Below are 14,670 nucleotides of genomic sequence, written 5' to 3' on the forward strand. Positions count from 1 at the left end.
GTCGCCTTCAGCAGCTCCACACTGCCCTCGGAGGTCCTCTCTTGCCTCAACGACCTGCGGTTACCGGCGTGTCACCAACGTCCATGGTCAGTACAACTAGGAGGCCCGGGCGAACCTGCCCCGTTCGACCCGGGGGACGGTCGCTGAGGACCATGATGACCCGGTGCTCGACGACCGCCGGGACCGCGACGTCACCTCGCCGCAGCTGCCGCCCAAGCGCCTGCCCGCCTCCTGGAGCGTCGGGGAGGTGCTCGACGGCACGTTCTTCGTCCTCGCCACCGCGGTGGTCTTCTGGCTGGGGTGGGTCCTGCTCCGCGACCACCGCACCCTCGCCTGGGGCGAGCTGGCCCGGCTGGTCGTCTTCTGGGCCCTGGTGGCCTACGTCGGACTGCCGCGGCTGCAGCAGGTCCTGACCCGGATCTACGTGCCGGACTACTTCATCGGCCGCACCACCACGTCGTCCGGCATCCTCGGCGACCCCGTCAACCTGGCCGTCCAGGGCCGCGCCGAGCAGGTCCACGCGGCGATGAGCGCCGCCGGCTGGACCCGGGCGGACGACCTGACCCTGCGCAGCGGCTGGGGCATCGTCGTGTCCGCCGTGCTGCGCCGCTCCTACCGGTCCGCCCCGGTGTCGGGGTTGTTCCTGTTCGGGCGCCTGCAGGCCTTCGCCTACGAGATGGAGGTCGGCGGGGACGCGGCCCGGCGCCACCACGTCCGCTTCTGGCCCACCCCGGCGGACTGGGTCCTGCCCGGCGGGCAGCGCGTCGACTGGCTGGCGGCGGGCACCTACGACCGCGCCGTGGGCCTGTCCCTGTTCACGTTGCAGGTGACCCACAAGATCGACGCCGACATCGACGTCGAGCGCGACCACGTCGTGGCCACCGTCCGGGCGGGGTCACCGCACGCGCGCACCGGCGTGCTGTCCCACTTCGTGCCGGCCTTCCGCTCCCGCAACGGCGGCGGGGACGTCGTCCGGACCGACGGCAGCCTCGTCGTCCTGGACCTGACGGACGGACCGGCCGACGACCGCGCCCAGCCCGCGGAGGCCAGCGGGCGCCCCGCCCTGGCCGACCGCCGCACGCCACCGGTGGAACTGGGCCTGGCCGCGGCGGTCTGCCTCGTGAAGACCGTCGCCGCGCTGGTGGGGGCGGCCGTCCTGCCGGTCCCCGCGGTCCTCGCCCTGCTGCTCTGCGCGCTCGTCTGGGCCCGCCAGGCGTGGGCGCGACTGCTGCTCATGGCCTTGAGCACCGTCGAGGCGGTCGTCCTGGTCCACGCCGCGAGCGCGGACCCCGGCCCGGGCAGCCTCACGCGGCTGCTGCACGCCGGGGCCGCGGCGCTCGTGCTGGTGACGGTCAGCTCCGACGGCGCGCGCCGCTGGGTCACGGCCCGCCGGCCCGCGGCCCGGGCGGGGTGAGGGCGGGGTCTCGCAGGTCGAGGCAGACGATGGTGGCGTCCTCGTCGGGCCCGTCGCGCCCGGCGAGGTCGAGGGTCGTGCAGACCCTGCTCGACGAGCTCACGGGCCGGGTTCTCCAGCTGGGCCGGCAGGTCGGACGGGACGTCCACCCGGGCACCGGCCCGACGCTGGGCCACGACCCGCCCGCGCGGACGGACCGGGTCTGCCCAGTCCACTGGTGCTGGCGCCGGACCTGGTCCTGCTGCTGGTCCTGCCCCGCTGCTGCCCGCCGACACGAAGACCACCACGGTGCGCGAACTGCGAGCCGCGGCGAGGCCGGCACCGCGGCGCACGCCCCGGCCCTGGCTCTGGTCGACCTGGGGATCGCGATGGGCGTGCCGGGCACCGACGTCGCGGTCGAAACCGCGGACGTGGCCCTCGTCGGGGACGACCGGCGCCGGCTGTCGCAGTTGCGCGACCTCGGCGACCGGACACCGAGCCTGATCAGGCAGGGCTACGGCGCCTCGATCGCGGTCAACGGGGTGGGTCTGGCGCCGGGGGCGGCTGGGGCGCTCTCGCCGGTGCTGGTGGCCATCGCGCACAACGCCTCGTCGGTGTTCGTGGTCGTCGACTCCGCGCGGCTGATCCGCTACCGACTGCCGCCGCGACGAGGTGGGGCGCAGCCGAGCAACGCACCTCCCGCTGGTGGTGTGCGCCCAGCCTCCGGTTTCGCTCAGCGTCAGCGCAGCAGCGGCGCCTGAGGAACCCGCTGTTGCCGTGGCGCGGACAACCTCGACCGCCGAGCCCGGACCGCACGTGGCGATCGCCGGTGCGCGCGGTCACGGTGCCGATCCACCCGGCGTCTCCACCCCTGCGTGCGGGGGCGGATCGCCCGGGAGGACGGCGCGGCTGATGAGCACTGCCGTCAGACCCGTCGTCCCAGGAACGGTCGAACGCGCGGATTCCCCCTGCTGCAACGCACTCGAGCAGGACTCGGAGGTAGTGGTCAGCGGAACCACCACGACTCGAGGAGCCCTCCGACGAAGGAGTTCTCCACGACGTGCACCCCCTTCACGTGGTGTCACTCCGGAACCACTTCTCGACAGTCGAGCACGAGACCATCGACGGAGAGGCCGGCGGTGCGTCGCACATCCCCTCGCAGGGGCGGGGTCGTCCGCTGCGACGCCACCCAGGGGTCGCCTCTCCTGGCTCCCCCTGGCGACGCGCTCCTGCCGGCTGCTCCTCCTGCCGTCACGGAGGAGAACCCGCGGACCACGAGAACTCGACGAGGCCACCCTCCGGTTCTCGCGAACCGCACCGTGCACACAGCGCCGGCGGGGCCGTCGAAACGGCCTGCGTCACCGCGAAGTCCATCCTGCCGGCGACCACCACCCCTGCGGCGCTACCCCTGCGGCGCTGTTCCGTCGAGGCGGGCGCGGGCCGGGTCGGAAACCTCCTGGCCCCCTCGCCCCACGCCCGACCGGGCGCTCCCGTGACCGGCGCCGACGGAGCGCAGCAGTTCGGTCACGTCGACGCCGGTGGTGCGCTTGAGCACCTCGAACGTCTCCTGCAGGTTGCTGCCCACCGACCGGCTGAGCGCACCGGCGCCGTCGTTGGAGATGACCGTGAGATCCTTGATGCCGGCGATGGGACTGGCCAGTGCTTGCGCCACCTGCGGCAGGACCTCCAGAGCACGCTGGGTGAGCGCGGCCTGCCCGAACTCCTTCAAGGCCTGCGCCTCCTTGCTCAGCGCCTCCGCCTTGGCCGCTCCGGTGAGAGTGAGCGCTTCTGCCTGCGCCTGTCCCTCCAGACGCACCGCGTTGGCGTCAGCGGTGCGACGCTGCAGTTCAGCCTCCGCGGCCAACTGGACCCGGGTCGCGTCGGCCTGCGCCGACAACCGCACCCGTTCGGCGTCGGCCTGCGCAGTGGCGACGGCGGCCTGCTGCTCGGCCTCAGCAGACAGGACCCGGGCGGTCTTGTGCGCCATCGCCTCCTGCTCGGCCTGGTAACGCCGGGCGTCAGCGGGCTTGCGGACCTCGGTGTCCAACGTCCGTTCGGTCAGCTCGGCTTGACGCTGGGCCACCCGTTCCTGCTCCTGCAGCACCTGCTGCTGCGCTGCCGCTTCCGCCAGCCGCCCCGCGGCGTCGGCCTCGGCGGCCGCCTTGTCCTGGTCGGCGCGGAACTGGGCCTGCTGCAACGCCAGGTCGCGTTGAGCTTGAGCGATCTTGGCGTCGGACAAGGACTTGGCCTGCTGCGCCTCCTGAGCGTTGTTGGCTTCGGCGATCTCCGCGGCACGACGGGCGTTCGCCGCTTCAGGCCGACCCAGGTCCTTGAGGTAGTTGCCGTCGTCGCTGACGTCCTGGATCTGCAAGGTGTCCAGCACCAGACCCTGGTTGTTCAGGCTGGTCACCGCCTCCTCCTCCACCTGACGGGCGAAGGCGACCCGGTCGCGGATGATCTCCTCCACCGTCAACGTCCCGATGACCCCGCGCAGGCTGCCGGCCAGGACTTCCTGGGTGAACGGCTCGATCTCCTTCTGCTGCTGCAAGAACCGCTGGGCGGCGGCGCGGACGAAGTCCTCGGTCCCACCGACCTTGACGATGGCGACCCCGTCGACGTTCAGGCGGATCCCCTGCCGCGAGACCGCGCCGCGGATGGAGATGGGGATGCGCACCGAGGACAACGACAACCGGTGCGCCTGCTGCACCAGGGGCTTGACGAAGACGCCGGCACCCATGACCACCTTCTGCCCCGACAGGTCGGTGGTCACCTCCCCGGTCTGGGGGTTGGTGACCGGGCGTCCCTTGCGCCCCACGATGATGAGGGCCTCGGAGGGGCTGGCGATCTTGTAGCGGATCTTCACCGCCACAGCGACGACGAGCGCGACGAGGACGATCGCGGCGATGACGACAGCACTGACGACGACGGTGTCCATCTCACTCAACTCCTTGTGGGGACAGCACCACGACGCCGGAGGCACCGTGGACGGACAGGGGTGACACGCGGGGGGGCACGCAGCGCAGAGTGCTGCCGCACGAGCGACTAGCCGAACCCTCACGAGGCGTCTGGACGAGTTCCGCGGCCAGGGTCTCGTCGAACGTTCCGCGGGGCGCTCGTCGTCCGCTCCGGCGTCTGGCGCGGGAGGAGGCGGGGGTCGCCGAGGGGCCGCAGAACGCGCACCGGCGCAGCGTGGCAGTGAGGTCGGTGTCCATGTCAGCACCTGTTCCCGAGATCGACGACGTCATCGCCGACCAGGCTTCCCGGCACACCAGAGATCATGATAACCACATCCCCGGTCACCGGGGACTCGTCGGCCGGCGTCCCGCTCCACCGCGTCGAGCGGGTCCATCGCGATCGACGAGCGTCGGTGTCCTCGCGGGTGGTTCGGCGGTGCGGCAGCGGGGCGTGCAGCCTCACAGGTCGAGGCACACGATCGTCGCGTCCCGGTCCGGGCCGTCGGCACCCGCGAGGTCGAGCAGGTCGGTGATGACCTGACGCACCACCTCCTCGGCGGCCAGCGCCCGTGAGCGGTTGACGACGGTCTCGACACGGCGGCGGCCCCGGGCGGGGAAGGGACCGAAACCGTCACCCACCAGCACGAGGCGGTCGCCGCGCTGGACGTCCAGCGGCTCCGTCGCGTAGTCGGCCTCACCCGTGAGCCCCAAGGCGTCGTTGACCGCCAGCTCCAGCTGTTGCAGCGACGCACCGCGCTGGCGGTGCACGCTGATGTCGGAGCTGGCCAAGGCGTGCACGCGCCAGGGTTCGAACTCCACCCGCAGCAGGAGCATGTCGACGAGCACCTCCCCGTGGTGCTCTCCGAACACCGCCTCGTCGACCAGCCGCGCCTGCTCCGCGGGATGCAGGCCGAGGCTGCGTGCGTGCCGGAGCGCGCCCAGCGCCAGCCCCGTCACGCCGGCGGCGTGGCGCCCCTGCGAGCGGCAGTCCAGGACGGCGACGTCCAGGTGGACCGCTGGCCGGCCGTCGGAGGCCGAACCCCGGCGCGGGGGGACGGACACCACCTCCAGGTCGTGGGCTTCGGCTCCTCCACTGGCCGAGGGCTCGGTGTGCGCTGACGCCCTGACCCCCTGCGCGGCCAGGAACAGCGGACCCGACTGACGTGCCTGCACCTCCCCGGCCACGGTCCACTCGCGCGTGCGGGCGGCCAGGTGCATCCGGCGGCTGCCGGTGCTGACCGACGGGAGCAGTGGACCGGCGGTGGAGGCCAGGGCCGAGAGCAGGTCGGACCAGGTCTCGGGGGGAACGTCCGCTCCGGCGTCGGCGTCGTCCTGCCAGCGCACGCTGAGCACCGCGACGCACCGCCCGGCGCACCTCACAGGTGCGTGGACCACCCCCGCGGCACCGTCGACCTCCACGACCACGTCGTCCTCGCGCAGGGCCTGCCCGGCGGGACTGCGCTCCACCGGTTCGTCCTGCGGGGCCCGTTCGTCCTGCGCCCCGGTCCAGGACACCGGCCTCAGCACCCGGCCGTCCGGGGACAGGAGCCGCAGGGTCACCGCGTCCGAGGCGAGCGTCCGGCCCACGACCGCCACCAGGACGTCGGGGACGGTGTGCGGGTCGGCAGCCACCAGCGCGGTGGACAGAGCGTGGCACGCCTGCGCGGTACCGCCCGGGTGGGCCCACCCCGTGCCGCTCCTCGTCGCGTCGGGCTGCGCTCCCGCTCTCTCAGCCCCCTCGTCGCCGTCGGGTCGCGCAGCGCGCAGGCCCTGCTCCACGGACGCGCGGGCGGGACCCTCCAGCTGGGAGAGCAGGTCGGCCAGGACGGCCACCCGGGCGTCGGCCCAACGCTGGGCCACGACCCGCCCCCGCCGGGTCAGCGCCAGCTCCACCTCCCGGCGGCTGTCGGAACCGTCCTGGCGCACGAGCAGCCCCGCGCCGCTGAGCCGGTCGGCCAGCCGGCTGGCCGTCGAGACCGCGACGCCCAGGCTCGTGGCCACGGCGCTCACCGACAGCGGGCCGGTGTCGGCCAGCAGGGCCAGCACGCGCAGCTGCGTGGGAGTCACCGTCGGCTCGATGGCCTCCGCCGCGCGCATGGTGCCCTGCAGCACGTCCGAGGACAGCTTCAGCAGTCCGCGCCGGAGGTCGTCGTCCACCGCCCCATCCTGCCCCGGCGCCCCTCCGGCACATCCCCAGGACATCCCCAGGCGTGCGGGAGCGTTCTGCCGCGCCCGGACCGCGATCCGGTCCTACGGTCATGGTGTTGCGCCTCGCAAACGTTGCGTCGCGCTCATACCCGAGGAGATCACGTGCTTCCCACAGCCCTGGCGGGAGCGGAGTTCACCGCCACCTCGACCTACAGCTCCACCCAGTACTCGCTGGTCCTGTACTCCTTCGTCGTCGCCGCCTTCGCCCTGTTCGCCACCGGCGTGTACGGCGCCAAGACCACCGCTGAGATCGGCAAGGCGTACCGCCCCGCGGCCATCGCCAGCACCCTCATCTGCTGGGTGGCGACCCTCGCCTACGTCGCGCTCATCCTCGAGTGGGTCCTCGGCTTCAACGCCTCCGCCGACGGCTCCACCTTCACCCCCGCCCCGGGGACGGTGGTCACCGAGCTGCGGTACACGGACTGGTCGGTCACCGTGCCGCTGCTGACGGTCGAACTGCTCGCCGTCGCCGCCCTGACCCGCAGCCAGGCGTTCCGGCTGCGCACGATCGCCGTCCCGGCCGCCTTCCTCATGATCGCCACCGGTTACCTCGGCGTCGTCCAGGGCGAGGACTCCCACCAGGGCACCACCGCGGCCCTGTGGGTCTGGGGGGCGGTCAGCACCGCCTTCTTCATCGTCCTGTACGTGATCGCCTGGCGCGCCTACCGGGCCACGAAGGACCGGGTCTCGGCCGAGACCCGGATCAGCTACCGCAACGCGCTCGTCCTGCTGCTCAGCGTCTTCGGCGCCTACCCGCTGGCCTACCTGGTCCCGGCGTGGGCCGGCGCCTCGAACGCCGGCTGGGCCACGACCGAGCAGCTCGTCTTCAGCTTCGCCGACATCGCGGCCAAGGCCGGCTTCGGGCTGCTCATCCACAAGGTCGCCAAGCTGCGCACCGCCGAGGACGCCCTCGCCGCCGGCGGCGGCACCGAGACCCACCGGGCGGTGACGGTGCCGGACACGCTGCCGAGCGAGGTCTGGGTGTCCGGGACCCTGCTGTCCGTGCCGCCGGTCGCGGCGTCCGCGGTCGCGCTGGACGGGACGACCGCGGCCTCCGGACCGGCCGCCGCCCACCGGTCCTGATCGACGTGGCCGCCACCCCGGGCGAGGTGCCGCGCGTGCTCTTCATACCCACCCGTGCGTGGCGCCGGGTCCTGGACCTCCCCGTCCTGGTCGCGGTGGTGACGACGGTCGTGGCCCTCGTCACCACCGCCGGCCGGTCCGGGACGGCGGCGCTGCCCGCCGTCCTCACCGGGGCGGGCGCCTCCGCCGGCCCGGCAGGTGCCGTCCTGCTCACGGTCAGCCTCCTGGTGGGCCTGCCCCACGGCGCGGTCGACCTGCTGCGGCCGGAGGTCCTCGCCCCCGGGGCCACGGCCCGCCACCGGCGCGCGGTCACGGCGGCCTACCTGGGCGGTGCGCTGGTCGTCGCCTGCTGCTGGCTGGTGAGCCCGTCGCCGACCCTGCTCGGCCTGCTGCTGCTGGCCGGGGTCCACTTCGCCGCCGCCGACGACGGCACCAGCCGCTGGAAGGCCGGGACCGGGCGTCCCTCCCCCTTCCGCGAGCGACTGCCCGGGCTCGTCGCCGCCGGGGGACTGCCGGTCGCCGTCCCCCTCGGTCTGCACGGCGAGGCCGTCCACGACGTGCTGGCGGGCCTGTCCGGCGGCCACGCCTCCGTGGTCGTCACGTGCGCCAGGGTCTGCGCCGTCCCCGTGCTCGCCGCCGCGGTCGCCGCGGTCGTCCTGACCCTGCGGCTCCGGCGGTGGTCGGCGGCGGTGGAGACGGCCGCCCTGGCCGGGCTGTTCGTGCTCGTCACCCCGCTGCTGGCCTTCGCCGTCTACTTCGGGCTCTGGCACTCCTGGCGCCAGGTGGCCCGCATGGTGGCCGTCGACGCCGCCCGCGACCGCGTCGCCCCGTCGGCGGCCCTGCGGGCGTTCTGCCGCACCGCCGCGCTGCCCACCGCGCTCACCGTCGCCGCCGGGACGGTGGCCGTGCTCGCCGGCGGGAACTCCGTGCTCGTCGTCGGCCTGGCGCTCGTGCTCTGCCTCACCGTGCCCCACAGCGTCGTCGTGGCCCGCGCGGACGGGTCGCTGCGCCGGCCGCGACGGGCCGGGCACCGGCCGGACGGTGCGACGGGCCGGCGTCCGGCCCGGGTCACGGCCGGCCCCCCAGCAGGTCCGGCACCCGCACGCAGGCCTCCAGCGCCAGCGCGTGCACGAAACCCTGCGGCAGGTTCCCGCGCAGCTGGTGCTGCCCGGGGTCGAACTCCTCGCTGAACAGCTGCGGCGGTCCGGCGGCGGCCAGCGCCTTCTCCAGCCGGGAGACGGCGCGCACGGTCTGCCCGAGCTGCGCCTCGGTCAGGGCGGTCCAGTAGGAGCACAGCAGGAACGCCCCCTCGGCCTCCGGCAGCGGGCGGGCGTCGTGGCGGAACCGGAACACGTAGCCGTCCAGGCTCAGCTCGGACTGCACGGCGGCCAGCGTGTCCAGCGTCCGCGGGTCGTCCACCGGCACGGCCCCGCGCAGCCCGGCCAGCAGCAGCGCCGCGTCGACGCGCTCGTCGTCGGCGGCCCGCTGCCAACGACCGCTGGGGTGCAGCCCGGTGCGGGTCGCCTCGGCCAGCACCTGGTCGGCCAGCAGCAGCGTGGACGTGTCCCGGTGCCGCGCAGGCGCAGCGGACCGGGACGCCGCGGACCAGGCGCGCAACCCGGCGACGACGGCCAGTTTGCTGTGGGTCCACTGCCGGTCCTCCAGTTCCCAGATCCCGGCGTCCGGTTCCCGCCAGCGCTGCGCGATCGCGTCCACGGCGATCCGGGCGGCGCGTTCGCCGTCCTCGTCGAGCCGGTCCCGGCGGGCGGCGGCCGCGAAGACCTGCAGGGCCTCGCCGAACGCGTCGAGCTGGAACTGCGTGCGCACCTGGTTGCCCGTACCGGCGTCGGAGCCGGGGTACCCCGGCAGGTCCACGCGCCCCGGGCCGGGGACGGGGTCGCCGTCGGCGGTGTAGGCCGGGGCCAGGTGCGCGCCGTCGGCCAGCAACCGGGCGGTGAGGAACCGGGTCGCGCTGTCCCCCAGCCGGTCGTCGCCCGCGGTGTAGGCGGCCACCCCCGCGTAGCACTGGTCCCGCACCCAGGCGTAGCGGTAGTCGTAGTCCTCGTGGGCGTCGGCCCGTTCGGGCAGGGACGTCGTGGCGGCGGCGACCATCGCCCCGGCCGCGCTCGTCAGGCCGTGCAGGACGGCGAGGCTGTGCCGGGCCTGCGGCGGGGACCAGGCCCCGTCGAGCGCGGGGACCCGGCCGGCCCACTCGGCCTCGGTCTCCTGCCAGCGCACGGGGGCGGGGACCGGCCGCGGCCAGTTCCGCGGGTCCCCCGGCCCGACCTCCAGCACGAGGTCGTGCTCCTGCCCCGCGTCGAGGTCCAGCACGGTCGTGAGCCCGGGGTACCGCCTGCTGCGGACCGCGTCGGGGGCACCGGTCCAGCGCAGTCCGAGGTCACCGGTGCGCAGGGTCCACGTCCCGTCGTCCCCGCGGTGCTCGTCGCGCACGCCGTCCCGGTCGAAACCCGCCCGGGGGTCGAGGTCGACGACGACCCGGGCCCGGCCGCGCAGCACGCGGACCCGGCGCAGCAGCACGACCCGGTCGGGGTCGGCGGGCAGCGCGAGCGCGTCGCGGCACTCCACGACGGCCCCGTCGTCGCTCACCCACCGGTTGCGCCACACCAGGGACCCGGGTTCGTAGGACCCGCCCCAGGTGCACCGCGCGGCGGGCGCGACCCGGTACCGGCTGCGGCCACCGAGCAGCGCCGAGAACACCGCCGGGTCCTCGAACCGCGGTGCGCACAGCCACGCGACGTCGCCGTGCGGGCCGACGAGCGCACCCCGCTCCCCGTCGGCCAGCAGCGCGAACTCGCGCAGGGTGTGCGCGACGGGGCCCGGGCGCGCCTCGTCGTCCTGCGCCGCTCCCGCCCCGCTCACCGGTCGCTCCGGGCCGCGCACCACGTCGCGGTCCCCCAGCCGGTGGCGACCAGGGCGTCGAGCAGGGCGACGCGGCGGCGGGCGGGGTCCAGCCGCGCCAGCGCCAGCATCGACGCGCCGTGGGCGGCGTCACCGGCGGCCCCGGCGAGCAGGACCGTGCGGCGCGGGAACGCGCCCGTGACCAGCGCCTGCGCGAGGTGGCGCGCACCCAGGACGCGGGCGACCGCCACGGCGCGGTCGTCGTCGGCGCCGGGTCCCCCGGCCCGGTGCAGCAACCGGTGCGGGACGGTCAGCAGCGCCGTCCCCCAGGCGGCGCGGGCCAGGGCGAGGGTGTTCACCGACGCGCCCCCCGGGCCACGACCCCGGCCGCGAGCGCGACCGCGCCGACGGCGGCGCCCGCCAGCGCCCGGCGGTGACGCAGGGCCCAGACCTGCGGGCTCGACCGCCAGGAGCGGTCGTCGAACTCGCCGTGAGCGCCGTGGTCACCGGGGACGGGTTCCCACAGGTTGTCGCCGACCATCGTCGAGGCGTCCTGGTCGGTCTGCTGACCGGAGATCCCGCTGCGCGCCAGGTAGCGGTCCAGCAGGGGCGCCACGGTCCGGTTCCCCAGGATGGTCCCGACCGTGGGTTCACCCACCCAGGTGGTGCGGCGCGGGTTGTCCACGACGTCGGCGACGACGGCGGCGCAGGCCTCCGGCTGGTAGATGGGGGCCACGGGTTGCGGGTACTTGGGCAGCGTCGTGCGGACCCAGCCGAACTGCGTCGTGTTCATGCCCGGCATGTGGACCATCGAGACGTGGACGGCGCTGCCGGTGTGCAGGAGCTCGGTGATGACGCTCTCCGTGAAACCCACCATCGCGTGCTTGGACCCGCAGTACGCCGCCTGCAAGGGGATCCCGCGGAAGGCCAGCGCGGAACCCACCTGCACGACCCGTCCCCGGTCGCGGGGCACCATGCGGCGCAAGGCGGCGCGAGTGCCGTTGACGAAACCCAGGTAGGTCACCCGTGTGGCCCGTTCGAAGTCCTCCGGGGCGGTGTCCAGGAACGGGGCGAAGACGCTCGTCATCGCGTCGTTGACCCACACCTCGACCGGGCCGAGCAGTTCCTCCACCCGGTCGGCGGCCGCTTCGACCTGCTCGTGCTCGGAGACGTCACAGGGAACTCCCACCGCGCGCCGTCCGGCGGAGGCCACGTCCTGCACGGCACCCGCGAGCCCGTCGTGACCGCGGGCCAGCACGGCGACGTCCCAGCCCCGGTGGGCCAGGGTGCGCACGATCGCCCGGCCCAGCCCCGCCGAACCACCCGTCACGACCGCCACCCCTCTCCGGGACGGTGCCGCCTCGAGGGCGAGGAGTTCGTGACCGGTCGTGGGCGCCGCGGGTTTCGACATGCCCGCAGCGTGACCCACCGCGCGGTCCACCGCAGGTCGGGACCGGCGTCTCACGGCAGTTTCCCAGGCGGGCGCGGTGCGGGCCGTGCCCCTACGGTCGAGGGGTGACCCTGCGATCCGGTTCCGACCCCCGACGCCGCGGCGGCTGGCTGCCCGACCCCGAGAGCGTCGCCGCGTGGGTGGAGGACCTGCTCCGCAACGTCGCCGTCGCCGGGGACGACGTCCCGCGGCACCCGGCGATCCGCGCGTTCGAGGACCTGGTCCAGCGCGACGCCCTGGTGCGGATGCGGCTGGAACGCATGATCGCCGAGGTCCCGCAGGGGCCCGGCCACCCCGCGCGCCACCTGAACGACGTGCCCGAGATGCTGCGCCTGCTCAACGCGGTGCTCACCACGGCCCCGGAGTTCAGCCCGGACTCGATGGTGATGACCCCGGTCCAGGCCGTCCTGGACCAGACGACCGCCACCCCGTCGGGTTTCGCGGCCTACCGCGACCCGACCGTGAACGCCGCGCTCGGCGAGGTGCTGCGGGCGTGGTGCGAGCACCTGGACAGCCCCGCGTCGTTGTCGGTGCTCGACGACTCCGAGGCGGGGTGGATGTCGCAGGCCGCCGCCGAGGCCATCGGCATCGAGCAGTACCAGCACGACCCCGACGACGAGCACTGGGGTTTCACCTCCTGGAACGACTTCTTCACCCGCCGCTTCCGCGAGGGCGAACGCCCCGTCGAGGCCCCCGACGACGACAAGGTCGTCGTCAGCGCCTGCGAGTCGACCCCGTACGCCCTGGTGCACGGGGTCCAGCGCCAGGACCGGTTCTGGCTCAAGACCCAGCCGTACTCCCTGCAGGACGTGTTCGCCGGCGACCCGGCCGTGGAGGAGTTCGTCGGCGGCACCGTGTACCAGGCCTTCCTCAGCGCCACCGACTACCACCGCTGGCACGCCCCGGTCTCGGGGACCGTCGAACGGGCCTTCGTCGTCGGCGGCACCTACTTCTCCGACGCCGACACCGAGGGGGCCGACGCGGCCGTCCCGCAGGACTCCCAGGGGTACATGGCCCACGTCGCCGCCCGCGCCGTCATCCTGATCCGCGCCCACGACCCCGTCCTCGGGCTCGTGGGGTTCGTGCCGGTGGGGATGGCCGACGTGTCCTCCTGCCTCATCGACGAGGCCGTCGTCCCCGGGGCGCGCGTCGAGAAGGGGGACGAACTGGGCCGCTTCTAGTTCGGCGGTTCCACCCACTGCCTGCTGTTCCGCCCCGGTGCGCTGGCCGACGTCGCCGTCCAGGCCCTGCCGGGCGGCCCGGCCACCGGGCTCGTCCACGTCCGCTCCCGGATCGCGACCGCCGCCGACCGACTGCCCGGGTAGGCGGGTCCTACCCCTTCGGCAGCTCCTTGAGCCACTGCTCGACCTCGGCGAGGGTGAGCACGGGCCCGGCGGCGCCGAAGGCGATGCGCGCGTCCTTCTCCCCGGGTTTCCCGCTGGTCAGCAGGTACCCGGGGTGGCGCTTGGTGGGGGCCTCCAGCGTCCAGCCCTTGCGCTTGGCCTCGCCGCGCAGCCTCGAGAACTCCTCCTCGTCGCTCACGACGCCTCCGCCGCGCACACGGTGCGGTCCTGCTGGTAGGCCCGGCTGATGCGGATGACGTCGTCGAGCTTGTCGCGGGTCGCGGTGAGCTCGTCGAGCTGGGCCTGCACGCGGTCGCGCTCGGCGAGCAGGTCGGCGAGCATCGCGTCGGTCAGGACGCCGTGCTCCATGCAGGGCAGGATCCGCAGGACGGCCTTGCTGCCGAGCCCGGCGGCGTAGAGGTTCTGGATGAACTTGACGCGGTCGACGGCGGAGTCCGGGTAGTGCCGCTGGCCGCTGGGGCTGCGCTCGGCCGTGAGCAGGCCCTGTTCCTCGTAGTAGCGCAGGGCGCGGACGCTGACGCCCGAACCCTTCGCGACCTCACCGATGCGCACTTCGTCCTCCCGAAGACTTGCCTCTGACGTCAACGTGAGGTTTTAGCGTACTCCGCATGACCACTGCACTCGTCACCGGAGCCAACCGCGGCATCGGCCGCCACCTCGCCCTCGAACTGCTCGCCCGCGGCGCGACCGTCTACGCCGCCGCCCGCCGGCCCGACACCCTCGACCTGCCCGGCGCGAAGGCGATCGCCCTGGACATCACCGACCCCGCCGCGGTCGCCGCGGCCGCCGACCTCGCCGGCGACGTCGACCTGCTCGTCAACAACGCCGGGATCTCCACCGGGGCCACCCTCCTGGGCGACCTCGACGGCGTGCGCGCCGAGATGGACGTGAACTTCTGGGGGACGCTGTCCATGGTCCGTGCCTTCGCCCCCGTCCTGGCCGCGAACGGCGGCGGCGCCGTCGTCAACGTGTCCTCGGCGCTGTCGTGGTTCGCCTACCCCGGCTCCGGCGCGTACGCCGTGTCGAAGGCCGCGAACTGGAACATGAGCAACGCCCTGCGCCTGGAACTGGCCGGGCAGCGGACGCAGGTGACCTCGGTGCACCTCGGCCTGGCCGACACCGACATGACCGCCGGGTTCGACGGGGACAAGCTGTCCCCGGCGGTCGTGGCGACGAGGGTCCTCGACGGTGTCGAGGCCGGTGACCTCGAGGTCGTCGTCGACGACTGGAGCGCCATGGTGAAGGCGTCGCTGGCGAAGGACCCGCGCGAGTTCTACGCGCAGTTCCTCACCGCCTGACCACGGCGATCGAGGAACTCCGCACCGCGATCGAGGAACGCGCCGCGGCGATCGGGGAAGG

11 protein-coding genes and 2 pseudogenes are annotated in these 14,670 nt (G+C 74.2%); 6 read left to right on the forward strand and 7 right to left on the reverse strand.

The window, feature by feature from the left end; translation table 11 throughout:
• Positions 1-163 precede the first annotated feature (163 nt).
• Both CLV37_RS19415 and CLV37_RS28185 read left to right on the forward strand, forming a co-directional pair.
• Positions 164-1,414: an LssY C-terminal domain-containing protein gene (locus CLV37_RS19415; protein ID WP_211298789.1), complete on the forward strand. Its 1,251-nt coding sequence runs from the start codon at positions 164-166 to the stop codon at positions 1,412-1,414.
• A gap of 332 nt (positions 1,415-1,746) precedes the next feature.
• Positions 1,747-2,154: pseudogene (locus tag CLV37_RS28185) on the forward strand (hypothetical protein); the annotation flags it as partial.
• A 641-nt stretch (positions 2,155-2,795) separates the two neighbouring features.
• Here the strand turns inward: CLV37_RS28185 and CLV37_RS19425 are convergent.
• Both CLV37_RS19425 and CLV37_RS19430 read right to left on the reverse strand, forming a co-directional pair.
• Positions 2,796-4,328, reverse strand: a complete 1,533-nt coding sequence (locus tag CLV37_RS19425; RefSeq protein ID WP_245885493.1) for a flotillin family protein — start codon at positions 4,326-4,328, stop codon at positions 2,796-2,798.
• Positions 4,329-4,806: 478 nt separating this feature from the next.
• Entirely contained in the window at positions 4,807-6,504 is a 1,698-nt protein-coding gene (locus tag CLV37_RS19430; protein WP_170127375.1) for a SpoIIE family protein phosphatase, read from the reverse strand.
• A 153-nt stretch (positions 6,505-6,657) separates the two neighbouring features.
• On the opposite strand from CLV37_RS19430, the gene CLV37_RS19435 reads away from it, so the two are divergent.
• Positions 6,658-7,638: a bacteriorhodopsin gene (locus CLV37_RS19435; protein WP_170127376.1), complete on the forward strand. Its 981-nt coding sequence runs from the start codon at positions 6,658-6,660 to the stop codon at positions 7,636-7,638.
• A 110-nt stretch (positions 7,639-7,748) separates the two neighbouring features.
• Positions 7,749-8,615 (forward strand): annotated as a pseudogene (locus CLV37_RS28630) (Brp/Blh family beta-carotene 15,15'-dioxygenase); the annotation flags it as partial.
• 91 nt (positions 8,616-8,706) lie between these two features.
• Here the strand turns inward: CLV37_RS28630 and CLV37_RS19445 are convergent.
• Genes CLV37_RS19445 through CLV37_RS19455 form a run of 3 tightly spaced genes read right to left on the reverse strand, consistent with a single transcriptional unit; the run spans position 8,707 to position 11,908 of the window.
• Positions 8,707-10,518, reverse strand: a complete 1,812-nt coding sequence (locus CLV37_RS19445) for a glycoside hydrolase family 15 protein (protein ID WP_106213882.1) — start codon at positions 10,516-10,518, stop codon at positions 8,707-8,709.
• Entirely contained in the window at positions 10,515-10,856 is a 342-nt protein-coding gene (locus CLV37_RS19450; RefSeq protein ID WP_106213542.1) for a hypothetical protein, read from the reverse strand. Before CLV37_RS19450 ends, CLV37_RS19445 begins: the two co-directional genes overlap by 4 nt.
• Positions 10,853-11,908, reverse strand: coding sequence for an SDR family oxidoreductase (locus tag CLV37_RS19455; RefSeq protein WP_106213884.1), 1,056 nt, complete (start codon positions 11,906-11,908; stop codon positions 10,853-10,855). The genes CLV37_RS19450 and CLV37_RS19455 overlap by 4 nt, the downstream gene beginning before the upstream one ends.
• Positions 11,909-12,012: 104 nt before the next feature.
• Between CLV37_RS19455 and CLV37_RS19460 the strand changes: the two genes are divergently transcribed.
• On the forward strand, positions 12,013-13,128 hold the full coding sequence (locus tag CLV37_RS19460; protein WP_170127377.1) for a phosphatidylserine decarboxylase family protein: 1,116 nt from the start codon (positions 12,013-12,015) through the stop codon (positions 13,126-13,128).
• 151 nt (positions 13,129-13,279) lie between these two features.
• Here CLV37_RS19460 and CLV37_RS19465 read toward each other — a convergent pair whose 3' ends face one another.
• Positions 13,280-13,489 (reverse strand): hypothetical protein, encoded by a 210-nt coding sequence (locus CLV37_RS19465; RefSeq protein WP_146149499.1) that lies wholly within the window; start codon positions 13,487-13,489, stop codon positions 13,280-13,282.
• Positions 13,486-13,863 (reverse strand): MerR family transcriptional regulator, encoded by a 378-nt coding sequence (locus CLV37_RS19470; protein WP_106213548.1) that lies wholly within the window; start codon positions 13,861-13,863, stop codon positions 13,486-13,488. Before CLV37_RS19470 ends, CLV37_RS19465 begins: the two co-directional genes overlap by 4 nt.
• A 56-nt stretch (positions 13,864-13,919) precedes the next feature.
• Here CLV37_RS19470 and CLV37_RS19475 point away from each other — a divergent pair, with 56 nt between their 5' ends.
• Complete coding sequence (locus CLV37_RS19475) at positions 13,920-14,609, forward strand: SDR family oxidoreductase (protein ID WP_106213550.1); 690 nt, start codon at positions 13,920-13,922, stop codon at positions 14,607-14,609.
• Positions 14,610-14,670 lie beyond the last annotated feature (61 nt).

It is taken from the genome of Kineococcus rhizosphaerae (genome assembly GCF_003002055.1).
In the GTDB taxonomy this organism is placed as follows: domain Bacteria; phylum Actinomycetota; class Actinomycetes; order Actinomycetales; family Kineococcaceae; genus Kineococcus; species Kineococcus rhizosphaerae.

What these genes read in the sequence shown, in the direction of transcription:
- CLV37_RS19425 (WP_245885493.1), bottom strand. Translation starts at nt 4,328, where the DNA reads ATGGACACCGTCGTCGTCAGTGCTGTCGTCATCGCCGCGATCGTCCTC.
- CLV37_RS19455 (WP_106213884.1), bottom strand. Translation starts at nt 11,908, where the DNA reads ATGTCGAAACCCGCGGCGCCCACGACCGGTCACGAACTCCTCGCCCTC.
- CLV37_RS19475 (WP_106213550.1), top strand. Translation starts at nt 13,920, where the DNA reads ATGACCACTGCACTCGTCACCGGAGCCAACCGCGGCATCGGCCGCCAC.